The 19,618-nt window shown below is 67.4% G+C and carries 24 protein-coding genes; 16 read left to right on the top strand and 8 right to left on the bottom strand.

Features of this window, described 5'->3' with window-relative positions; genetic code table 11:
• Nucleotides 1–41: 41 nt before the first annotated feature.
• Nucleotides 42–488, bottom strand: a complete 447-nt coding sequence (locus N440_RS03555; RefSeq protein ID WP_133935969.1) for a copper chaperone PCu(A)C — start codon at nt 486–488, stop codon at nt 42–44.
• A gap of 34 nt (nt 489–522) precedes the next feature.
• Between N440_RS03555 and N440_RS03550 the strand changes: the two genes are divergently transcribed.
• The 4 genes from N440_RS03550 (at nt 523) to N440_RS03535 (ending at nt 4,234) form a co-directional block, all read left to right on the top strand.
• The gene (locus N440_RS03550) at nt 523–1,299 is read left to right on the top strand and encodes an enoyl-CoA hydratase/isomerase family protein (protein ID WP_049458435.1); all 777 of its coding nucleotides are present in this window, start codon (nt 523–525) and stop codon (nt 1,297–1,299) included.
• Between the two features lie 139 nt (nt 1,300–1,438).
• Nucleotides 1,439–2,347 (top strand): acyl-CoA thioesterase II, encoded by a 909-nt coding sequence (gene tesB / locus N440_RS03545; RefSeq protein ID WP_005412623.1) that lies wholly within the window; start codon nt 1,439–1,441, stop codon nt 2,345–2,347.
• 4 nt (nt 2,348–2,351) lie between these two features.
• Complete coding sequence (locus tag N440_RS03540) at nt 2,352–2,861, top strand: pathogenicity-like protein (RefSeq protein WP_133934108.1); 510 nt, start codon at nt 2,352–2,354, stop codon at nt 2,859–2,861.
• Nucleotides 2,862–3,016: 155 nt separating this feature from the next.
• Nucleotides 3,017–4,234 (top strand): sigma-70 family RNA polymerase sigma factor, encoded by a 1,218-nt coding sequence (locus tag N440_RS03535; RefSeq protein ID WP_133934107.1) that lies wholly within the window; start codon nt 3,017–3,019, stop codon nt 4,232–4,234.
• Nucleotides 4,235–4,285: 51 nt separating this feature from the next.
• On the opposite strand, the gene N440_RS03530 is transcribed toward N440_RS03535, so the two are convergent.
• Complete coding sequence (locus N440_RS03530; protein WP_133934106.1) at nt 4,286–4,846, bottom strand: EF-hand domain-containing protein; 561 nt, start codon at nt 4,844–4,846, stop codon at nt 4,286–4,288.
• Nucleotides 4,847–5,002: 156 nt separating this feature from the next.
• Here N440_RS03530 and N440_RS03525 point away from each other — a divergent pair, with 156 nt between their 5' ends.
• Complete coding sequence (locus N440_RS03525; protein ID WP_133934105.1) at nt 5,003–5,758, top strand: arginyltransferase; 756 nt, start codon at nt 5,003–5,005, stop codon at nt 5,756–5,758.
• Between the two features lie 38 nt (nt 5,759–5,796).
• Nucleotides 5,797–7,002, top strand: coding sequence for an endonuclease/exonuclease/phosphatase family protein (locus N440_RS03520; RefSeq protein ID WP_133934104.1), 1,206 nt, complete (start codon nt 5,797–5,799; stop codon nt 7,000–7,002).
• A 70-nt stretch (nt 7,003–7,072) separates the two neighbouring features.
• On the opposite strand, the gene purT is transcribed toward N440_RS03520, so the two are convergent.
• Nucleotides 7,073–8,260, bottom strand: a complete 1,188-nt coding sequence (gene purT / locus N440_RS03515) for a formate-dependent phosphoribosylglycinamide formyltransferase (protein WP_133934103.1) — start codon at nt 8,258–8,260, stop codon at nt 7,073–7,075.
• Between the two features lie 137 nt (nt 8,261–8,397).
• Between purT and N440_RS03510 the strand changes: the two genes are divergently transcribed.
• From N440_RS03510 to N440_RS03490, 5 genes are read left to right on the top strand one after another with little or no spacing between them, the layout of a single operon-like run.
• A complete protein-coding gene (locus N440_RS03510; protein WP_133934102.1) occupies nt 8,398–9,279 on the top strand; it encodes an SPFH domain-containing protein in 882 nt (293 codons plus the stop codon).
• Nucleotides 9,280–9,324: 45 nt separating this feature from the next.
• Nucleotides 9,325–9,504 (top strand): hypothetical protein, encoded by a 180-nt coding sequence (locus N440_RS03505; RefSeq protein WP_005412615.1) that lies wholly within the window; start codon nt 9,325–9,327, stop codon nt 9,502–9,504.
• Nucleotides 9,501–9,680: a DUF4177 domain-containing protein gene (locus tag N440_RS03500; RefSeq protein ID WP_133934101.1), complete on the top strand. Its 180-nt coding sequence runs from the start codon at nt 9,501–9,503 to the stop codon at nt 9,678–9,680. Before N440_RS03505 ends, N440_RS03500 begins: the two co-directional genes overlap by 4 nt.
• 3 nt (nt 9,681–9,683) lie before the next feature.
• Nucleotides 9,684–10,277, top strand: coding sequence for a PH domain-containing protein (locus N440_RS03495; protein ID WP_133934100.1), 594 nt, complete (start codon nt 9,684–9,686; stop codon nt 10,275–10,277).
• A gap of 9 nt (nt 10,278–10,286) precedes the next feature.
• Nucleotides 10,287–11,096: a M15 family metallopeptidase gene (locus N440_RS03490; protein ID WP_133934099.1), complete on the top strand. Its 810-nt coding sequence runs from the start codon at nt 10,287–10,289 to the stop codon at nt 11,094–11,096.
• A 337-nt stretch (nt 11,097–11,433) separates the two neighbouring features.
• Here N440_RS03490 and N440_RS03485 read toward each other — a convergent pair whose 3' ends face one another.
• The 4 genes from N440_RS03485 to N440_RS03470 form a co-directional block, all read right to left on the bottom strand.
• Nucleotides 11,434–11,805 (bottom strand): DUF423 domain-containing protein, encoded by a 372-nt coding sequence (locus N440_RS03485; protein ID WP_008264449.1) that lies wholly within the window; start codon nt 11,803–11,805, stop codon nt 11,434–11,436.
• A gap of 104 nt (nt 11,806–11,909) precedes the next feature.
• Nucleotides 11,910–12,983: an SRPBCC family protein gene (locus N440_RS03480; RefSeq protein WP_006424176.1), complete on the bottom strand. Its 1,074-nt coding sequence runs from the start codon at nt 12,981–12,983 to the stop codon at nt 11,910–11,912.
• A gap of 233 nt (nt 12,984–13,216) precedes the next feature.
• The gene (locus N440_RS03475) at nt 13,217–13,858 is read right to left on the bottom strand and encodes a response regulator transcription factor (RefSeq protein ID WP_006424175.1); all 642 of its coding nucleotides are present in this window, start codon (nt 13,856–13,858) and stop codon (nt 13,217–13,219) included.
• Nucleotides 13,858–15,066 (bottom strand): sensor histidine kinase, encoded by a 1,209-nt coding sequence (locus N440_RS03470; RefSeq protein ID WP_053449103.1) that lies wholly within the window; start codon nt 15,064–15,066, stop codon nt 13,858–13,860. Before N440_RS03470 ends, N440_RS03475 begins: the two co-directional genes overlap by 1 nt.
• A 149-nt stretch (nt 15,067–15,215) precedes the next feature.
• Here N440_RS03470 and N440_RS03465 point away from each other — a divergent pair, with 149 nt between their 5' ends.
• Genes N440_RS03465 through N440_RS03445 form a run of 5 tightly spaced genes read left to right on the top strand, consistent with a single transcriptional unit; the run spans nt 15,216 to nt 18,237 of the window.
• Nucleotides 15,216–15,812 carry a GNAT family N-acetyltransferase gene (locus N440_RS03465; RefSeq protein WP_008267255.1) on the top strand — a complete coding sequence of 199 codons (597 nt, stop codon included), beginning with the start codon at nt 15,216–15,218 and terminating at the stop codon, nt 15,810–15,812.
• A complete protein-coding gene (gene minC / locus N440_RS03460; protein WP_049457735.1) occupies nt 15,758–16,603 on the top strand; it encodes a septum site-determining protein MinC in 846 nt (281 codons plus the stop codon). The genes N440_RS03465 and minC overlap by 55 nt, the downstream gene beginning before the upstream one ends.
• 35 nt (nt 16,604–16,638) lie before the next feature.
• Nucleotides 16,639–17,448 (top strand): septum site-determining protein MinD, encoded by an 810-nt coding sequence (gene minD, locus N440_RS03455; protein WP_006424120.1) that lies wholly within the window; start codon nt 16,639–16,641, stop codon nt 17,446–17,448.
• A 2-nt stretch (nt 17,449–17,450) separates the two neighbouring features.
• The gene (gene minE, locus N440_RS03450; RefSeq protein WP_005408532.1) at nt 17,451–17,711 is read left to right on the top strand and encodes a cell division topological specificity factor MinE; all 261 of its coding nucleotides are present in this window, start codon (nt 17,451–17,453) and stop codon (nt 17,709–17,711) included.
• 46 nt (nt 17,712–17,757) lie between these two features.
• Entirely contained in the window at nt 17,758–18,237 is a 480-nt protein-coding gene (locus tag N440_RS03445) for a hypothetical protein (protein ID WP_133934098.1), read from the top strand.
• An 88-nt stretch (nt 18,238–18,325) separates the two neighbouring features.
• Here the strand turns inward: N440_RS03445 and N440_RS03440 are convergent, their stop codons facing one another.
• The gene (locus tag N440_RS03440) at nt 18,326–19,570 is read right to left on the bottom strand and encodes a DUF819 family protein (protein WP_133934097.1); all 1,245 of its coding nucleotides are present in this window, start codon (nt 19,568–19,570) and stop codon (nt 18,326–18,328) included.
• Nucleotides 19,571–19,618: the final 48 nt, after the last annotated feature.

The raw sequence follows: 19,618 nt of genomic DNA, 5'->3' as shown, positions 1-19,618 counted from the left end.
ATTTCCTGTGTTGCCGGCCAGCGGCCGGCTCTACCCGATCGTCATTTCGCGGCCTTGCGCACGGTCAACGTGGCATTTACTTCGCCACCGCCTTCCAGCTGCAGCCGCAGTGGCAGCGCCTGCCCGTCCTTCAATGCGCCCTTGCCCTGCATCAGCATCAGGTGCAGGCCACCGGGCTTGAGTTCGGCACGGGCGCCCGGTGCCAGCGGCAGGCGCTCGATCGCGTGCATCCGGCTGACCCCGTCAGTGATCGTGGTCTCGTGCAGCGACACATCACCAAAGCTGCTACTGGCCGCACCGGTAATCACCACCGCCTTGCCGCAGCGGTTGTGGATCACGCCGTAGCCGGCGGTCATCGGCATCGCCGGATTCGGCGGCAGCCGCGCCCAGCCCTGCTCGACGGTGACGCACGTCGTCTCGGCGGCAGAAGCCGATGCTGCGGCCGCACACAGAACCCACAGTACGCCAACGAATGGTTTGGTTATCATCGCCCAGGTTCCTTCTTCGCAACGAGACCGCAGCATGACGACGCTCATCGAGGTGATCAACCATGGCCCCATCCGCGAACTGCGCCTGGCGCGGCCGCCGGTCAACGCACTGGATACCGAACTGTGCCGGCAGTTGATCCACGCCATCGAGCTGGCCATGGCCGAAGATGCGCACGGCATCGTGCTGTCGGGCAGCGAGCGCATCTTCACCGGTGGCATGGACGTGCCGCACCTGCTCTCGCACGGCGATGACAAGCACAAGCTGTTGGACACCTGGAACGCCTTCTTTGGCGCCGTGCGCACGCTGGCCGAGAGCCGCATCCCGGTGGTGGCCGCGATCACCGGCCACGCCCCGGCCGGCGGCTGCGTGCTGGCGCTGTGCTGCGACTACCGGGTGATGGCGCGCAGCGCCGAGCCGTCGCGCCCGTATGCCATCGGCCTGAACGAGGTGCAGGTGGGCCTGATCGCACCGGAGGGCATCCAGCGCCTGCTGCGCCGCGCGGTGGGCGTGCACCGCGCCGGGGTCCTGCTGACCACCGGTTCGCTGGTGCCGGCCGAACAGGCGCTGCAGATCGGCCTGGTCGATGAACTGGCTGAAGGTGACCTGGTGGTGGCGCGTGCCGTGGCCTGGCTGCAGAACCTGCTGAAGCAGCCGCGCCAGCCGATGCTCCTGACCCGCGCGGTTGCCCGCGCCGACCTGCACGAAGCCCTGCACCCGGACCTGATCCAGCTGGACCGCTTCGTCGAAGCCTGGTTCGCCCCGGATGCACAGAACGCCCTGCAGGCACTGGTGGCGCGCCTGGGCAAGTAAACGGTAGTGCCGGCCGCTGGCCGGCTACCTCAGGCGCCGCAGAAGGATCACGAAGCTGCCGGCCAGCGGCCGGCACTACCGATGATGGGCCGGCCTGCACCGGTATAATCAGGCCCTCTTCATTGCTGTGGCTGCCCCCTTGAACGACACGCCCGAACCCGTCGTCTCCGAGCTGATCGACCTGCTCACCCTGGAGCGGCTGGAGGACAACCTGTTCCGCGGGCAGAGCCGCGACATCGGCACCAAGTACGTGTTCGGCGGGCAGGTGCTGGGCCAGGCATTGGCCGCCGCACAGGCCACGGTCGACAACGGCCGCCACGTGCACTCGCTGCACGCCTACTTCCTGCGCGCCGGCAACATCGACCACCCGATCGTCTACGACGTGGACCGCACCCGCGATGGCGGCAGCTTCTCGGTACGCCGGGTCACCGCGATCCAGCACGGCAAGGTGATCTTCTTCTGCGCGGCCTCGTTCCAGCAGGCCGAAACCGGGGCCGAGCACCAGCACAAGATGCCCGAAGTGCCGCAACCGGAAGACATCGAACCGAATCGTCCGCTGCCAGCCGAAGTGCTCGAGCGGCTGCCGATCAAGGTGCAGCGCTGGCTGTCGCGCGGCGGCCCGTTCGAGTTCCGCCACGTCTACCCGCGTGACGAACTGAACCCGCCCAAGCGCCCGCCCTACCACCAGGTGTGGCTGCGCCTGAGCGAGCCGGTCGGCGATGCGCCCGAGCTGCACCAGGCGCTGCTGGCCTATGCCTCCGACTTCCACCTGCTGGGCACCGCGACATTCCCGCACGGCATCAGCTACTACCACCCGCATGTGCAGATGGCCTCGCTCGACCACGCCATCTGGTTCCACCGCCCGTTCCGTGCCGACGACTGGCTGCTGTACTCGCTGGACAGCCCCAGCGCGCAGGATTCGCGCGGCCTGGCCCGCGGCCAGTTCTTCACCCGCAACGGCGTGCTGGTGGCCAGCACCGCGCAGGAAGGCCTGATCCGCGTCGTTCCCGACCAGGCAGCGGCGGCCGCCGTGCCGGCCAAGGAGTAATCCGATGCGCCAGATCTTCAGCAGCCAGCGCGTGGAAACCGTGGAAGGCGTGGCCGAGCTCCTGCGCGGGCATGGCATCGAAGTCAAGGTGACCAACGGGCGCTCGTACAAGACCCGCCGCCGCGGCCAGTTCAGCTATACCGACCTGGGCAACGCCAGCGCCTACCCGGCGGTGTGGATCGTGCGCGCCGACGACCAGCCGCGCGCACGCGAAATCCTGCGTGACGCGCGCCTGCTCGACACCACCCGCCGCGACCACCCGACCGCCGAATTCGCCTTCCGCGACATGCCGGAACAGGGAAGCGGCGGGCGCGGCTGGGCCTGGCGCATCCGCATCGCCCTGCTGGTGGTGATCGCCGGCGTGGCGCTGGTGATTGGCCTGCGCCATCGCGGCGCCCCGGCGCCGGCAGCACCGCTCCCTACCCCGCAGGCGCAGCCGCAGCAGCAGCCCCCCGCCCAACCAGCTCCGCCGGAAGAAGAAGAAGTCCGGGTCCGCATCCAGCCCTCGAAATGACACACGGGTAGTGCCGGCCGCTGGCCGGCAACCTCATGAACCCGTCCGGCGGGCTGCGGTTGCCGGCCAGCGGCCGGCACTACCGCACTGAAGGCCGGTCACACTTCGCGCGCGGCTCCGTCATGGGACACAATCCCAGCAGGAGAGCCGCCGCCGTGACGACCTTCGCCGCATCGATCGACCAGACCCTGGAACGCGAACTGCCGGCCGCCGCCGGCGGCTGCCAGCATGCCTATGGCCGCATCGTGCTGGCCTGCCAGAACACGGTCACCGCCATCGCGCTGGCCATCACCCGCGACCGCCAGGCCAGCGAGGACATCGCCCAGGAAGCCTTCGTGAAGGGCTGGCAGCAGCTGCACCAGCTGCGCAGTTCAACCAGCTTCCTGCCCTGGCTGCGGCAGATCACCCGCAACCTGGCCCGCGACTGGCTGCGTGCGCAGCGTGGCCGGCCGCTGACCGGCGAGGCGGCCGAAGTGGCACTGGGCATGGCCGCCGACCCGGCGCCAGGTGCGGCCGACCGGCTGCAGCGGGTGGAAGAAGAGATCGTCGCCGAAGACATCATTTCCGCACTGCCGGCCGACAGCCGCGAAGTCCTGCTGCTGTACTACCGCGAAGGCCAGCGTTCGCAGCAGGTGGCCGACCTGCTCGGGCTCAGCGACGCCGCCGTGCGCAAGCGGCTGTCGCGTGCCCGCGCCCAGGTGCGTGACGGCCTGCTGCAACGCTTCGGCGAATTCGCCCGCAGCAGCGCCCCGAGTGCGGCGTTCGCCACGGCCGTGGTGTCGATGGTGCTGGTGGCCGCGCCCGGCACCACCAGCGCGGCGATCCTGCTCGGCACCGGCGTCGGCATCGGCGGCAGCAAGCTCGGCCTCGGCGGCGCCAGTGCGGCAGGCGGCACCGCGATGGGCTCGTTGACTGCCACACTAGGCCAGCTGCACGTGCTGCCGGCCGAAAGCTGGGGCGCAGTCATCGGTGGCGTGGTCGGCGGAGCGATCGGCAGCTATCTGGGCGGGCGCTTCCTGATGTCGTACACCGAGACCGATGCCGAGCGCGCCGATGTGCGTCGCTTCCTCTATCTCAACATCACCACCGGCATGTTCTGGTGCCTGGCGATCCTGCTGGCGGTGATGCTGCAGGTGCCGGTCTGGGCACAGATGGCGGTGCTGGCGGTCGGCCTGGGCGTGGTCAACTACCAGTGCCTGGTACCGCTGCAGCGAGTGATGGCGCCGATGATCGTGCGGGACTCGGCACGGCGCGGGCGCACGGGCATCAACTGGAAGTACGAGTCCATGTACGGCCGCACCGGCATCATCGCCATGAACCTGATGGTGATCGCACTGGTGCTGTACTCGCTGGTACGCAGCGGCCGCCTGTAACGGACAACGCCGGCAGTGCGCCGGCGTTGTCGTCGATCACTGCGTTGGCTCTCAGCGCTGCGGCTTCGGCATGGCACCGTCACGCGGGCCGCCCTGACGCGGACCACCGTGCATCGGGCGCTTGACCGCATCGAACTCGGCCTTGCTCAGCTGGCCGTCCTTGTTGGTGTCGGCCGCGGCGAACCAGGCGTCACGCATCTGCTTCATGCGCAGCTCGCGGTCGGCCTTGTCCAGGTAGCCGTCCTTGTTGAGGTCGAGCTGGTCGAAGCGTGCGGCCAGGCGCGGATCGGCCTTGGCTTCCTCGCGGCTGATGCGGCCGTCCTTGTTGACGTCCAGCTTGGCCCAGCGCTCGCCGCCGTGGCCACGACGGCCGTGCTTCCAGCGCGGCAGTTCATCGCGCGAGAGCTTGCCGTCCTTGTTCTTGTCCAGTTCGTCGAACTTCGCCGCCAGACGCGGGTTGGCAGCGGCTTCGCTGCGGTCGATGACGCCGTCGCCATTGGTGTCCAGCTTGGCCGGGCGCTGCGCCGGCGTGGTCGGGGTGTCGGCCGCCAGCGCGATACCGGAAGCGGAGGTGCCGAGCAGCAGGGCCAGCAGCAGGGGGGTACGGATCATGAGGTCACTCCTGGGGATGGGAACAGCGTCGGGGTGATCACTTCACCCTCGGGGGACAACAACGCCCGGGCGCGACATCGGTTGACGCCGCTGCCAGTTCCATTCATCCGGCGGACAGTCGCCGCCACTGCGACGGGCTGGGGCTATGCTGTGCCCATGGCGATGCATGGCGACAGAGACGACGAACTGCGACTTTTCCAGACCGGCGAGCACCCCTGCGGGTACTGGTCGGACCGGGTGGCGCGCGACCTGGTGCTGGACCCGCACGACCGCCGGCTCGGCGGCCTTTACCCGCTGGCACTGAGCTGGGGCTTCCGCCGCAGCGGTGACCTGGTCTACCGGCCGCATTGCGCGCACTGCCAGGCCTGTGTGGCGGTGCGCATCCCGGTGGCGCGCTTCGCCCCGGACCGCAGCCAGCGCCGTTGCGCGGCCCGCAATGAAGACCTGGAGGTGCGGATCACCGCCGCCACCGCCCGCGACGACCTGTTTGCGCTGTATCACCGCTACCTGGTGCATCGCCACGCCAACGGTGGCATGGACGACCATGGCCCGCACGAATTCGAGCAGTTCCTGATCGGCAGCTGGTCGCACACCCGCTTTATGGAGATGCGCCTGCCCGGCCACGACGGCCAGCCCAGCCAGCTGCTGGGGGTGGCGGTGACCGACGTCACCGAGCACGGCCTGTCGGCGGTCTACACCTTCTTCGACCCGGAGCACGCCGCGCGCGGGCTGGGTACGTTTGCAATCCTGCAGCAGATCGAATGGGCCCGCCGCGAGGGCCTGCCGCACGTCTACCTGGGCTACTGGATCCGCGGCCACCAGAAGATGGACTACAAGCGCCGCTTCCATCCGCTGGAGGCCTACGACGGCCGCCGCTGGCACGATTTCGACAACGATCTGGACGGGCGCTGACAAACCGCTGACACCGGGCCGGGTGCACAATACGGCCCATGAACGCCAAACCCCTGATCCTCGCCCTGGCCCTGCTCTGCGGCGCCACCGCCCCCGCCTTCGCCACCTCCCCCGCGATGACCGAAAAGCCGTCCGCTGCGCTGCGCCTGGCCACCTACAACACCTCGCTGTACTCCGATGACGCCGGTGGCCTGATCAAGGAACTGGAAGGCGACAGTGAGCACGCACGCAAGATCGCCGCGGTGCTGCAGCAGGTGCGCCCGGACCTGGTGCTGCTGAACGAGTTCGACTTCGACGACGCCCACCGCGCCGCCGACCTGTTCCAGAAGCGCTACCTGGAAGTGGCCCAGCCCGGCGGCGGCAAGCCGCTGCACTTCGCCTACCGCTACCTGGCGCCGGTCAACACCGGCGTGCCCAGCGGCCTGGACCTGGACAACAACGGCGTGGTCGGCGGCGAAGGCCGCAGCCGCGGCAACGATGCCTGGGGCTACGGCCTGCACCCGGGCCAGTACGGCATGCTGGTGCTGTCGCGCTACCCGATCGACGAAGCCAAGGTGCGCAGCTTCCAGCTGCTGAAGTGGAGCGCGATGCCGGGGGCGATCCGTCCGGTCGATCCGCGCACCGGCAAGAGCTTCTACAACGACCACGTGTGGTCGCAGCTGCGGCTGTCGTCGAAGTCACATTGGGACGTGCCGGTGAAGACCCCGGCCGGCGTGGTGCACGCGCTGGCCTCGCACCCGACCCCGCCGGTGTTTGACGGCCCGGAAAAGCGCAATGCCGCGCGCAACCACGACGAACTGCGCCTGTGGCAGGAATACCTGTCCAAGGGCGACAAGCCGTGGCTGTGCGACGACAAGGGGCAGTGCGGCGGTCTGGCCCAGGACGCACGCTTCGTGATCCTCGGCGACCTCAACAACGACCCGGTCGATGGTGATGGCCGCCATGAAGCGATCGTCGAACTGATCGAGAACGCCCGCGTGCTGCGCTACCCCACCCCGCGCAGCGTGGGCGGCGAGCAGACCAGCCTGGCCTATGCAGCCAAGGGCATCGCGCGCAAGGGCGCGCCGTTCCATGCCACCGGCGATTTCGGCCCGAAGTCCGGCACCATGCGCCTGGACTACGTGCTGCCCTCGACCGGTTTCGAGTACATCGGCAGCGGCATCTTCTGGCCAGCCAATGAAAGCCCCGAAGCGAAGATCGCCGACGGCAGCGACCACCACCTGGTGTGGGTGGATGTGAAGTAAAAAAAGGGGACGGAGGGGATTAAGTCGTTTGTGGCACAAACGACTTAATCCCCTCCGTCCCCTTTTTGTTTTACGGGCGCAGTTCGACGCCGATGGCGTCGGCGGCATCACGCGCGATGGCGCGCGCTTCGTCGATGGTTTCGGCGCGTGCCAGGGTTACGCCGACACGGCGATGGCCGTGCACGCTGGGCTTGCCGAACAGGCGCACCGCGGTATCCGGCACCTGCAGCGCGGCAGCCACGTTGTTGAAGTACGGCACGCCTTCGCCATGCGCCAGCAGCGCGCACGAGGCCGACGGGCCGCTCTGGCGGATCACCGGAATCGGCAGGCCGAGGATCGCCCGCGCATGCAGCGCGAACTCGCTCAGCTCCTGCGAGACCAGCGTCACCAGGCCGGTGTCATGCGGGCGCGGCGACACTTCGCTGAACCACACCTCGTCGCCCTTCACGAACAGCTCGACGCCGAACAGGCCCCAACCGCCGAGGTCGTCGGTGATCGCACGCGAGATTTCTTCCGCACGTGCCAGTGCCGCGCTCGACATCGGCTGCGGCTGCCAGCTCTCACGGTAGTCGCCGTCCTTCTGCAGGTGGCCGATCGGCGCGCAGAACGAGGTGCCACCGGCGTGGCGCACGGTCAGCAGGGTGATCTCGTAATCGAAGTCGATGAAGCCTTCGACGATGCAGCGGCCGGCACCGGCACGGCCACCGGTCTGCGCGTAGTCCCAGGCCGGGGCGATGTCCGCCTCGCTGCGCAGCGTGCTCTGGCCCTTGCCCGAGGACGACATCACCGGCTTGACCACGCACGGCAGGCCGATCGCGGCCACCGCGGCACGGTACTCGGCCTCGGTATCGACGAAGCGGTACGGCGAAGTCGGCAGGCCGAGGGTCTCGGCGGCCAGGCGGCGGATGCCTTCACGGTCCATGGTCAGGCGTGCGGCGCGCGCGGTCGGGATCACCCGCAGGCCCTGCTCCTGTTCCAGCTGCACCAGGGTCTCGGTGTGGATGGCTTCGATCTCCGGCACCACCAGGTGCGGCTGCTCCCGGGCGATCAGCGCGCGCAGGGCCATCGCGTCCAGCATGTCGATCACGTGCGAGCGATGCGCGACCTGCATTGCCGGCGCATCGGCGTAGCGGTCGGCGGCGATCACTTCCACGCCCAGCCGCTGCAGCTCGATGGCCACCTCCTTGCCGAGTTCACCCGAGCCCAGCAGCAGCACCCGGGTGGCGGAGGGGGACAACGGAGTTCCAAGCTTGGCCATGGCGGTTCCAGCAGCGATGTGAAGGCGGGTGGGCATTCTAGCTGGCCGGGCACCCCGGCCACGGCATCCGACGAACGGTAACCCGCATCTGATATCACTTTGATATCTTAATTCCGAACCCTCAAGGACGTACTGCCATGAAAGAGAAGTCGCTGTCCTCGCTCAACGGCCTCGGCACGCTGGCCGGCGCCCTGCTGGTCGCCCTCGCCGGTGCCGCCGTGTTCGTGCTCGGGGTTGCCGCCAAGGCCAGCACCGGCTCGCCCAACCTGCTGCTGATGCTGCTGGGCGTCCTGCTGGTCGCGGCCGGCATGTTCATCCTGGCCGGCCTGTACACCATCCAGCCCAACCAGGCCGCGGTGCTCAGCCTGTTCGGCAAGTACGTCGGCACTGTGAAGGACAACGGCCTGCGCTGGAACAATCCCTTCTTCAGCAAGCGCCGGGTCAGCCAGCGCGTGCGCAACTTCGAAAGCGGCAAGCTGAAGGTCAACGAGCTGGACGGCAGCCCGATCGAGATCGCCGCGGTGATCGTCTGGCAGGTGGTCGATGCCTCCGAGGCGGTCTACAACGTGGATGACTACGAGAGCTTCGTGCATATCCAGTCCGAATCGGCGCTGCGCGCGATGGCCACCAGCTATCCCTATGACCAGCATGAGGACGGCCAGCTGGCCCTGCGCAGCCACGCCAGCGAAATCTCCCAGCACCTGAAGAACGAGTTGGCCGAGCGCCTGGCCGATGCCGGCGTGCAGGTGATCGACGCGCGCATCAGCCACCTCGCCTACGCCGCCGAAATCGCCCAGGCGATGCTGCAGCGGCAGCAGGCCAATGCGGTGATCGCCGCGCGCACGCGCATCGTTGCCGGCGCGGTTGGCATGGTCGAGATGGCCCTGGCCGAACTGCAGAAGAACGGCGTGGTGCAGCTGGATGAGGAACGCAAGGCGCACATGGTCAGCAACCTGTTGACCGTGCTGTGCTCGGACCGCGGTACCCAGCCGATCGTCAATGCCGGTTCGCTGTACTGAACCACCCTCGCAACGGGGCGCCCCACCGCCCCGCCAGGAGTTTTCATGAGTGAGAAGAAAGCCTATCCGCTGCGCATCAATGCCGAGGTCCTGGCCGCGGCACAGCGCTGGGCTGACGACGAGCTGCGCAGCCTCAACGCGCAGATTGAATACGTGCTGCGCGACGCCCTGCGCAAGGCAGGACGCCTGCCGAAACCCAAGCCATCGCCGGAGGACAAGGAATGAGCAAGCGCTGGAGCTACCAGACCATCGAGGTCAAGACGTCCATGATGGGCCTGCACAAGTCCGAGGACATCCAGGCCGAACTCAGCCGCCAGGGCCAACTGGGCTGGGAGCTGGTCAACATCATCATCCCGGCGCCGATGCGCCCGGCGATGCTGGTGTTCAAGAAGGAGGCCTGAGCCATGGGCGCCAGCGACCCGAAACAGTACGAGGTGGCCGACAGCTCGCCGTTGCGCGTGCTGTGGATCGTGCTGCCGCTGCTGGCCGCCTTCGTGGCCTGCCTGTATGCGCAGCTGTACAAGGCACCGGCCAGCGCGCCCTGGATCGAAGTGACGCTCTGGCCGCCCTGGTTCCGCATGGGCGGCAGCGCCGCCTGGAGCCTGCTGGTGATCGCCGCGCTCGGCATCGGGCTGGGCGCGGCCTTCTTCCGCCGCCGGGTGGAACTGGCCGGCGACGTGCTGGACGTGCGCTCGACCCTGTATCGCCGGCGTGTTCCGGTGGCAACACTGCGACTGGACCAGGCGGAGGTGGTCGATCTCGGCCGCGACCGCCGCTATGGCATCCGCTTCAAGACCAACGGCTATGCAATGCCGGGCTTCTATTCAGGCCACTTCCGCCTGCAGGGCGGCGGCAAGGGATTCGCCCTGGTCACCGATCGCGCGCGCGTGCTTGCCCTGCCGGTCAGCGACGGCAGCACGCTGCTGCTCAGCGTGGATCGGCCGCAGGTGCTGCTCGATGCCCTGCGCAAGGTGGCCGCATCGGCGCCGCGGCAGTAAGCTGCGGCGATGCAACGACGCCCGCCCCTGCTGATCAATACCGCGACCATCGAGTTGTGGCCCGCCGGCCTGCTGCGTGCGCGCAGCAACCTGGACGCGCGCCTGCTGTCACAAGCGCACTGGGTGCTGCGGCGCAAGCGTGATGGCCGCTATCTGGCGGCCGTACTGCCGCGCGGCGTGCATTCGATGGTGCCACGACTGCCGCGCGAACCCGGGGTCGAGGAAGCACTGGCACTGCTGGACGCAGCGGCTGCTCGACCGTTCGGGGCAGCGTTGGAAGATCAATGGCTTCCGCTGGCCGGGCTGCAGCAGCGCCTGCAGCAGCTGGGCCTGGACGCCCAGCGCTACGCAGACGACAGCGGCCTGCCGCTGGAAGCCGAACCCTGCCTGCTGCATTTCGCCGGTCATGACCGCTTCGCCCGCCCGCTGTGGCTGCGCCGCGGCGCCGCGCAGGGCTGGCGCCGGATGCGCCTGCACGCCGCGCGCGATGACGTGGCACTGGACGCGATCTCTGGTTTCCGAAGCCATGCCTACCAGCTGGGCATCTTCGAACGGAAACGGGCGCGCGGGCTGAGCGTGGCGGAGATCCTGAAGGTCAATGCCGCACCGGGCTTCAGTGAACACCACAGCGGCCATGCGCTGGATATCGGCACGCCGGGCGATGCGCCGGCAGAAGAATCCTTCGACGCCACCGATGCGTTCGCCTGGCTGCAGCGCCATGCCGGCGCGCACGGCTTCCAGCTGAGCTACCCGCGTGACAACCCGCACGGCATCGTCTACGAACCCTGGCACTGGTGCTGGAGACCGGCCAACAGCTGAGCCCCTCGTGGCGGCCGCAAGGCGAAATCCATGGGGCTGTCCGGGCGGGTAGGCTGGGCAGGGGACGCCGTGAATCCGTCCGTGGAGGCTTGGGCGCCGCATCCATGCGGCTTACACCCCCGCAAGCCCATCCCTCCCGCGTCCTGGAATTGTTCCGTGTGCGTCCGCCACGGAATGGAACAAGAGAGCAAAGGTAAAAGCCGGTTGCTTCGCTCGAAGCCTCTGCAACGGATCAGCGCGCGGCTGTTGGGTCCGTCGAGGGCGAAGAGGTGCGCGCGATTCTGTAGAGCCGAGCCATGCTCGGCTGCTCTCCGCACCGTCCCTCGACGGGCTGCCGTCACCGCCTCAACGCATTGATCGCCAGCAGCACCCATCCGGCCATCATGCTGGTGCCGCCGATCGGCGCCATCCGCGTCGGCCACTGCCATAGCGCCCCGCCCACCAGGCTGCCGGAAAACAGCAGTACGCCCAGCAGCACTACGTACAACGCCAGGTGCGCGATCGCCCCCTGCGCACGCGGGCCCAGCGCCACCAGCACCGCACCGTGCGCGAATGCGTACAGCGCTGCCATGTTCAGATGCTGCTGCGCCAACGGATCGGCCACCCCATGCGAGGCATAGGCGGACAGGCCGATCGAGGTGGCGGCCAGCAATGCACCCAGGCAGGCCAGCAGGGAAGGCTTACGGGCACGGCGTTCCAGATTGAACATGAGGGCTCCTTGCGCAGCGCCGCTTGCCGGGCGCCAGATGAAAAAAAACGCGCCGCAATGAGCGGCGCGTTTTCGTGTCCAACATTACATGGGTCAGCCGAGGCTTACTTGACGGCCCAGTAGATGTCGTAGGTCGCTTCCGGGGTGAACGACTTGTCGATGCCGTCCTTCCAGGTTTCGTACGGACGGTCGATGACTTCGTTGCCCGAGGTCACGGCCCAGGCACGCAGGCCGTTGCGGGCCACGTCCAGACCTGCCATGTGGCCGGTGTAGGCCGCATGTGCCGAACGGTGCGGAGCAACGTGCACGTACTTGACCGGAGCGCCGCCGTCGATCTTGACGGTCAGCTCTTCAGCGGTGGCACCTTCAGTACCCTTCTTCTTCACCGGCTGGGCGATGTCGAAGGCGTACTTCTCAGCACCGAAGTCGGTGGTGATGATGCGGAACGGGCCGGCGGCTTCAAGGCCATTGGCCTCCATCACGCGCTTGATCCACTCCTGGTTGTCCTTGATGGACTTGGTGATCGTGTCCTGACCGCGGTCCACGTTACCGGCGTTGACGACCAGCAGGTCTTCAACCGGCACATCGACGATGGCCAGATCGGTCAGCGGCGCTTCCGGGGTGCGGTAGTCGACGTTCGGGACGGTGGCGAGCATGTTGGCCATGCGCGACAGGCCCATCTTGATGTCGTCGCCGATCTGGCGGCTGACATACAGGCCGGCATAACGACCGAACAGGTCGAAGCCGTACTTCACCGAGTAGTCCTGGGTGATCTTGACGTTGCGGCCACCCTTGCCGGTCGGCTCCAGGGTGAAGGTGGTGACCTTGTCGTGACCCTTGGTCGGGTCTTCGATGGCGATCGCAACGCGCTTGTTCTCTTCGGCTTCGGTGATCTTCCAGGAGCCGGTGCCCAGGTCCTTGGAGGTGAAGTCGAGAGTGGCACCGACGCCGGAGGCCGGGCCGGACAGCTTCAGTTCAACGGCGGGATCGCGCAGTACCAGCGGGTTCCAGTCCTTGAAGCGGCGCAGGCTGCTGACCGTGTCGTACACGATCGTCATCTTGCGGTTGGTCTCGATGCTTTCGGTGATGTGACGCTCGCCCGGCAGACATACGCCAATGATGACGAACAGGCCAGCCACGATCCCCAAGGCGATCAGGAACTCGATAATACGGGTCATTCAGAGAGTCTCCGGGGCCGATCCCACGGCCGGGTTGATTGAAGCGAAGCGCCAATCCTAGCAGGCTTCGCGGGCATTGTTTATCGGGATTGGCGCACCGGTTTCCCTGCCGGCTGCGTATTTGTATGGACAAAGAATTCGAAGGGTAACGCATACCGTCACCCGCCAGTAGGGGGCGCGCTTGGCCGGAACCCCCGACCGTCACCCAAGTTGTTGTACCGGAACGATTTTCCCTAGACCAGCTGAAGTTCGAACGCCTTCAGTACGGCGCGCGTGCGGTCGCGCACACCCAGCTTGGAGAGGATGTTGGACACGTGGTTCTTGATCGTGCCTTCGGCCACGCCCAGCGAGTTGGCGATCTCCTTGTTGGAGAATCCGCTGGCCATCAGCCGCAGGATCTCGGTCTCGCGGTCGGTCAGCGGGTCGGGCCGGTCCAGGCTGACGAACTCGTTGCGCATGTGTTCCAGGCCGGACAGCAGCCGCTGGGTCACCGCCGGCTGCACCAGCGAACCACCGTCGGCCACGGTGCGGATGGCCCCGACCAGCTGCGCCAGGGTCACGTCCTTGAGCAGGTAGCCCTTGGCACCGGCCTTGAGCCCGGCCAGCACCAGCTGGTCGTCATCGAAGGTGGTGAGGATGATGGTCGGCGGCAGCTGCTCCTGCCTCGACAGCACCTGCAGCGCTTCCAGCCCGGACATCACCGGCATGCGCATGTCCATCAGGACCACATCGGGACGCACCTGCGGGATCAGCTCGACCGCCTGCCGGCCATCGCCGGCCTCGGCCACCACCTCGATGCCATCATCGAGCGCCAGCAGGGAGCGGATTCCCTGCCGCACCAGGGTTTGGTCATCGACCAGGCAGACGCGAATCATCAACGTACTCCTTCAGGAACCTTGGTAAGGGCGGCCACCAGCACCGTTGCCGGTACCGTCGCCCGCAGGCGGAAGCCTTCGCCGGGACGGGTCTCGACCTGCAGCTGGCCACCACATTGTTGCAGGCGCTCGCGCATGCCGCGCAAGCCATTGCCCACATTGACCATTTCCGCGCCGACGCCGTCGTCGCGGGCCTCCACCACCACCCGGTCCGGCGCTTCACGGTACACCTTGATCCACAGGTGGCGGGCACCGGCGTGGCGCACGGCATTGGTGATGATCTCCTGGGTGCAGCGCAGCAGCACGTGGGCCCGCTGCGGGTCCTCCACGTTCAGGGGATCCTCGATCTCCAGCTGGATGTCCAGCGAGGGCACGTTCTCGGTCAACGGGCGCAGCGCCGCGGCCAGATCGATGGCGCCGGTCTCGCGCAGCTGGCTGACCACCTCGCGCACGTTGCCCAGCAGCAGCTTGGCCAATGCGTGGGAACGCTTCACATGCTCCAGCGCCTGGCCGTCGGCCAGGTGGCCGGCCACTTCCAGGTTCAGGGTCAGCGCGGTCAGCTGGTGGCCCAGCAGGTCGTGCAGCTCGCGCGAGATGCGCGTGCGCTCATTGACCCGGGCGCTCTCGGCCAGCAGGGCGCGGGTGGCGCGCAGTTCCGAGTTGAGCCGGCGCTGCTCGTCGCGGGCCTCGGCCTGGCGACGGGCCACCAGCGCGATCACGAACACGAAGCTGGAGAAGCCCATGTAGCCCACCGCCTGCAGCACGGCGATGAACGGCGGGAAGCCCAGCGGCTGGATATAGACCGGCAACACGGCCAGGTTGCTGGCCACCAGCCAGACCACGCCGATGCGCGGCCCCAGCAGCCATGGCAGCAGGCCGGCAACCACCATCAGCAGGATGCTGCCCAGCGCGGTACCGGAAAAATAGCTCACGCCGATCGCGCAGGCGGTCAGCAGGATCAGTGCCGCGTGGTCGAAGAAGCCCGGACGGCCCTCGCCCAGCGAGCGGGTCAGCGCCCAGTACACGATGCCGAAAGCCAGATAGGCCGAGGCCCAGGGAATGATGCGGAAGCCGGCTTCGCCGTCCAGCGTCTCCAGCGTCAGCGAGACAGGATCGATCAGGTAGATCGCAAGCCAAAGGCCAACGGTGCCCCAGGTGAACAACCCGGAGTAGCGCAGCATCGCATTGTGGTTCAGTCGGGCCAGCATCCCTCATCGTAGCCCGTGCACGGCCGCTCCCAAGCGCCGAAAGTCATGCTCGGGCATATCCCCTGTTCATGCCGCAGCCCACCCCGGGCATGCAATAATCGTGCGCAGGGTCCCTTGATGGACCAACCGCGTTACCCCACGGAGTCACAATGTCGATTGTCATCCGCGACGTGCGCGAGCACGAGCTCGATTCCGTCCTGGCTTTGAACAACAACGCTGGCCTGGCCATCCTTCCCCTGGATGCGGCCCGCCTGCGCCTGTTCTACGAAACCGCTGAGTATTTCCGCGTCGCCGAGCGCGACGGCAACCTGGCCGGATTCCTGATCGGCTTCGGCAGCGACAGCCAGCACGACAGCAGCAACTTCGCCTGGTTCAAGCAGCAGCTGGACACCCCGTTCTTCTATATCGACCGCATCGTGGTCGCCAGCCGCCGTCGCGGCGGTGGCGTCGGCCGTGCGTTCTATGCCGACGCCCAGAGCTTCGCCGAACTGCGCTACCCGCAGATGACCTGCGAGGTCTTCCTCGACCATGGCGCCGATGCCGCCCTGCTCTTCCACGGCAGCTTCGGCTTCCGCGAGCTGGGCCAGAACACCATGGCCCAGGTTGATGTGCGTGCCAGCATGCTGGCCAAGGAACTGTGCAGCTACCCGTGGGTGCAGGAGACCTACCGCGGCAAGCTGCCGGATGTGGCATGGACACGCGCCCGGCAGCTGCCGGCGCAGGCACAGCGGCCGACGGGGACCTGAGCGTGGCGGTGAATTTCGATTACGAACAGGCCGGTGAACTGAAGATCGGCCAGGTAGGCATCGCCAACCTGCGTATCCGTACCCTTGATGTCGAACGCCTCGTGCAGGAAATGCGCGAGCGCGTGACCCGCGCACCGAAGCTGTTCGGCCGCGCTGCGGTGATCCTCGATTTCGGCGGCCTGAGCCAGGTGCCGGACGTGGCCACCGCACAGGCGCTGGTCGACGGCCTGCGCAGCGCGGGCGTGCTGCCGGTGGCACTGGCCTACGGCACCAGCGCGGTCGATCTGCTTTCGCAGCAGCTCGGCCTGCCGTTGCTGGCCAAGTTCCGCGCCCAGTACGAGCGTGCCGAGGCCGAACCGGCCCCGCCGGCGCCCGCACCGGAACCGCGCCGCGCCGTCCGCGCCGAGCCGAAGCCGGCCCCCGCCGCGCCGGTGGCCAAGGTCGCCGATGCCGCCGCGCCGCAGCCGGGCCGCATGCAGCTGGGCAACGTGCGTTCGGGCCAGCAGCTGTACGCGGAAAACTGCGACCTGACCGTGATGGCCACCGTCGGCGCCGGCGCCGAGGTCATCGCCGATGGCAGCATCCATATCTACGGCACCTTGCGCGGCCGCGCGCTGGCAGGAGCCCAGGGCAACACCGCGGCACGCATCTTCTGCCGTGATTTCCATGCGGAACTGGTCGCCATTGCAGGCCATTACAAGGTACTGGACGATGTCCCGGACAACCTGCGCGGCAAGGCCGTGCAGGTGTGGCTGGAACAGGACCAGATCAAGATCGCTGCGCTGGACTGACGCAGCCCCCAAACAGAATCATCAGGAGAAGTCCTTTGGCTGAAATCATCGTAGTCACCTCCGGCAAGGGCGGCGTCGGCAAGACCACTTCCAGCGCGAGCCTGGCCTGCGGCCTGGCGCGGCGCGGCAAGAAGGTGGCGGTGATCGACTTCGACGTCGGCCTGCGCAACCTCGACCTGATCATGGGCTGCGAGCGCCGCGTGGTGTACGACTTCGTCAACGTCGTGCACGGCGAAGCCACCCTCAAGCAGGCCCTGATCAAGGACAAGCGCTTCGACAACCTGTACGTGCTGGCCGCCTCGCAGACCCGCGACAAGGACGCACTGACCCAGGAAGGCGTGGGCAAGGTCCTGAAGGACCTGGCCGCCGACGGCTTCGACTACATCATCTGCGACTCCCCGGCCGGCATCGAGAAGGGCGCCTTCCTGGCGATGTACTTCGCCGACCGCGCGGTGGTGGTGGTGAACCCGGAAGTGTCTTCGGTGCGCGACTCGGACCGCATCATCGGCCTGCTCGATTCGAAGACCCACAAGGCCGAGTCCGGCCAGGACGTGCCGGCCTTCCTGCTGCTGACCCGCTACACCCCGGTGCGCGTGGAAAGCGGCGAGATGCTGAGCATCGCCGACGTCGAGGAAGTCCTCGGCCTGAAGGCGATCGGCGTGATTCCGGAATCGGGCGACGTGCTCAACGCCTCCAACAAGGGCGAGCCGGTGATCCTGGATGTCGAATCCGCTGCCGGCCAGGCCTATGAAGACGCCGTCGCGCGCATCCTCGGCGAAGAACGCCCGATGCGCTTCACCAACGTCGAGAAGAAGGGCTTCTTCAGCAAGCTGTTCGGAGGGTAAGCATGGGCCTGTTTGATTTCCTCAAAGCGAAGAAGACCACCGCCGAAACCGCCAAGAACCGCCTGCAGATCATCATCGCGCAGGAACGCAGCCACCGCGGTGGCCCGGACTACCTGCCGCTGCTGCAGCGCGAGCTGCTGGAAGTGATCAAGAAGTACGTGAACATCGACGTCGACGCGGTGAAGGTCGACCTGGTGAAGGATGGCCAGCACGACGTGCTGGACATCTCCGTGGCGCTGCCAGAAGGCCCGGACAAACCCTGATGCCCTGCCCCGCCCGTGCCGGCATGGGCGGGGCTGCGTGACCTGCATGACCGACACGACTACCGCCGTGGATATCACCTGCGTGGGCGACATCGCCTTCGCCGATGCGCAGTGCCTGCTCGCCGCGCATGGCCTTGGGCTGCACCACGTGGCCGCCGGTGAACCGATTCCCGGCAGCTACTGGGGCGAACCGGAAGCGGGCATCATCGCCAGCAACGTCTACGTGCGCGATGACACGCCTGTGCATTCGATGCTGCACGAAGCCTGTCACCTGATCGTGCTGCCGCCGGAGCGGCGTGCACTGGTGCATACCGACGCCACCGATTCGGTGCCTGAGGAAGACGCTACCTGCTACCTGCAGATCGTGCTGGCCGGGCAGCTTCCCGGTGTCGGCAGCGAGCGGCTGATGGCCGACATGGATGCGTGGGGGTATACGTACCGGCTGGGCTCTACGAAGGCGTGGTTCGAGCAGGATGCCGAGGATGCGAAGGCGTGGTTGATCGAACGCGGATTGCCGGTGGCGTAACGCATCGGTAGTGCCGGCCGCTGGCCGGCAAACCCCTGAACCTGTGAAGCATCGCCTGGTTGCCGGCCAGCGGCCGGCACTACCCCGGTCAGCCCTGCCCGGCCAGCGCGCGCAGGGTGATGCCGACGACGTAGGCCAGATAGGTGCCGGTGGCGTAGCCCATCGTTCCCAGCAGCACGCCGACCGGCGCCAGGGCCGGATGGAAGGCGGCGGCCACCACCGGCGCCGAGGCCGGGCCACCGATGTTCGACTGCGAACCGATGGCGAAGTAGAAGAACGGCACCTTCAGCAGCTTGCCCAGGCACCACAGCAGCACGATGTGCACGGCGATCCAGATCAGGCCCAGCAGGAACAGCCACGGCCGGTCCAGCAGCGCCAGCAGATCCATCTGCATGCCGATGCAGGCGATCAGGAAATACAGCAGCAACGAACCCAGACGCGAGGCGCCGGCGCCTTCCAGGGTGCGCGCACGGGTGAAACTGAGGCCCAGGCCCAGCGTGGTCGACAGCACCACCACCCACACGAACGGCGCATCCAGGCTGAACTGCGCGGCCCAGCTGACGTTCGCCTTGAACCATGCGGCCAAGGGCGCACCGATCGCATGCGCCAGGCCGACGCCACCGAAGGCCACCGCCACGATCAGCATCAGGTCGGTGAGGCTGGGAATGCGCTCGTGCTCGGCCTGGAAGCGCGCGATGCGCTCCTTCAGTTCATCGATGGCCGAGGTATCGGCGCCACTGCGCGCGTCGATCTTTGCCGCGCGGCCGGCCAGGAAGATCAACGCGGCCATCCACACGTAACCGACGCCGACATCGACCACGGCGAACTGGCCGAAGGTGGTGGCGTTGACGTCGAACACTTCGCGCATCGCCAGCATGTTGGCGCCGCCACCGATCCAGCTGCCGGCCAGCGCGGCCATGCCCGCCCAGGTATCGCCGGCCACAGTGTCGGGATGGATCGCGCGCATCACCAGGAAGGCCACCACCGCGCCAAGCATGATGCTGGCCGAAGCGCCCAGGTACATCAGCACCAGCTTCGGGCCCAGCCGCAGGATGCCCTTGATGTCCACCGCCAGGGTCAGCAGGATCAGCGCCGCCGGCAGCAGGATGTCGCGCGCGACCGGGTTGTAGAGTTTGGTGTTCTGGCCGTCGATCAAGCCGACGGTGTTGTAGATGCCGGGAAGCAGATAGCACAGCAGCAGTGCCGGCACGAAGGTGTAGAAGCGCTTCCACAGCCCCTGCTCGCGCGAGGCGGTCCAGAACACGGCGCCGAGGGTGGCGGCAATCAAACCGAAGACGACGATGTCGTTCTGGATCAGGGCGGTCGAGGGCATGCAGGCGCTCTGGGTAATGCCGGCCGCTGGCCGGCAATCTGGCAGGGG

The sequence above is a fragment of the Stenotrophomonas sp. CC22-02 genome (assembly GCF_004365115.1).
Classification (GTDB): Bacteria; Pseudomonadota; Gammaproteobacteria; order Xanthomonadales; family Xanthomonadaceae; genus Stenotrophomonas; species Stenotrophomonas forensis.
Note: the sequence above shows the minus strand (reverse complement) of the source record. Positions and strands in the feature narration are given on the sequence as shown.

Bases quoted from the DNA above. Each gene is read 5' to 3' on its own strand.
- N440_RS03555 (WP_133935969.1), bottom strand. From the start codon at position 488: ATGATAACCAAACCATTCGTTGGCGTACTGTGGGTTCTGTGTGCGGCC.
- N440_RS03550 (WP_049458435.1), top strand. From the start codon at position 523: ATGACGACGCTCATCGAGGTGATCAACCATGGCCCCATCCGCGAACTG.
- N440_RS03540 (WP_133934108.1), top strand. From the start codon at position 2,352: ATGCGCCAGATCTTCAGCAGCCAGCGCGTGGAAACCGTGGAAGGCGTG.
- N440_RS03530 (WP_133934106.1), bottom strand. From the start codon at position 4,846: ATGATCCGTACCCCCCTGCTGCTGGCCCTGCTGCTCGGCACCTCCGCT.
- N440_RS03525 (WP_133934105.1), top strand. From the start codon at position 5,003: ATGGCGATGCATGGCGACAGAGACGACGAACTGCGACTTTTCCAGACC.
- N440_RS03520 (WP_133934104.1), top strand. From the start codon at position 5,797: ATGAACGCCAAACCCCTGATCCTCGCCCTGGCCCTGCTCTGCGGCGCC.
- purT (WP_133934103.1), bottom strand. From the start codon at position 8,260: ATGGCCAAGCTTGGAACTCCGTTGTCCCCCTCCGCCACCCGGGTGCTG.
- N440_RS03510 (WP_133934102.1), top strand. From the start codon at position 8,398: ATGAAAGAGAAGTCGCTGTCCTCGCTCAACGGCCTCGGCACGCTGGCC.
- N440_RS03505 (WP_005412615.1), top strand. From the start codon at position 9,325: ATGAGTGAGAAGAAAGCCTATCCGCTGCGCATCAATGCCGAGGTCCTG.
- N440_RS03500 (WP_133934101.1), top strand. From the start codon at position 9,501: ATGAGCAAGCGCTGGAGCTACCAGACCATCGAGGTCAAGACGTCCATG.
- N440_RS03495 (WP_133934100.1), top strand. From the start codon at position 9,684: ATGGGCGCCAGCGACCCGAAACAGTACGAGGTGGCCGACAGCTCGCCG.
- N440_RS03490 (WP_133934099.1), top strand. From the start codon at position 10,287: ATGCAACGACGCCCGCCCCTGCTGATCAATACCGCGACCATCGAGTTG.
- N440_RS03485 (WP_008264449.1), bottom strand. From the start codon at position 11,805: ATGTTCAATCTGGAACGCCGTGCCCGTAAGCCTTCCCTGCTGGCCTGC.
- N440_RS03480 (WP_006424176.1), bottom strand. From the start codon at position 12,983: ATGACCCGTATTATCGAGTTCCTGATCGCCTTGGGGATCGTGGCTGGC.
- N440_RS03475 (WP_006424175.1), bottom strand. From the start codon at position 13,858: ATGATTCGCGTCTGCCTGGTCGATGACCAAACCCTGGTGCGGCAGGGA.
- N440_RS03470 (WP_053449103.1), bottom strand. From the start codon at position 15,066: ATGCTGGCCCGACTGAACCACAATGCGATGCTGCGCTACTCCGGGTTG.
- N440_RS03465 (WP_008267255.1), top strand. From the start codon at position 15,216: ATGTCGATTGTCATCCGCGACGTGCGCGAGCACGAGCTCGATTCCGTC.
- minC (WP_049457735.1), top strand. From the start codon at position 15,758: ATGGACACGCGCCCGGCAGCTGCCGGCGCAGGCACAGCGGCCGACGGG.
- minE (WP_005408532.1), top strand. From the start codon at position 17,451: ATGGGCCTGTTTGATTTCCTCAAAGCGAAGAAGACCACCGCCGAAACC.
- N440_RS03445 (WP_133934098.1), top strand. From the start codon at position 17,758: ATGACCGACACGACTACCGCCGTGGATATCACCTGCGTGGGCGACATC.
- N440_RS03440 (WP_133934097.1), bottom strand. From the start codon at position 19,570: ATGCCCTCGACCGCCCTGATCCAGAACGACATCGTCGTCTTCGGTTTG.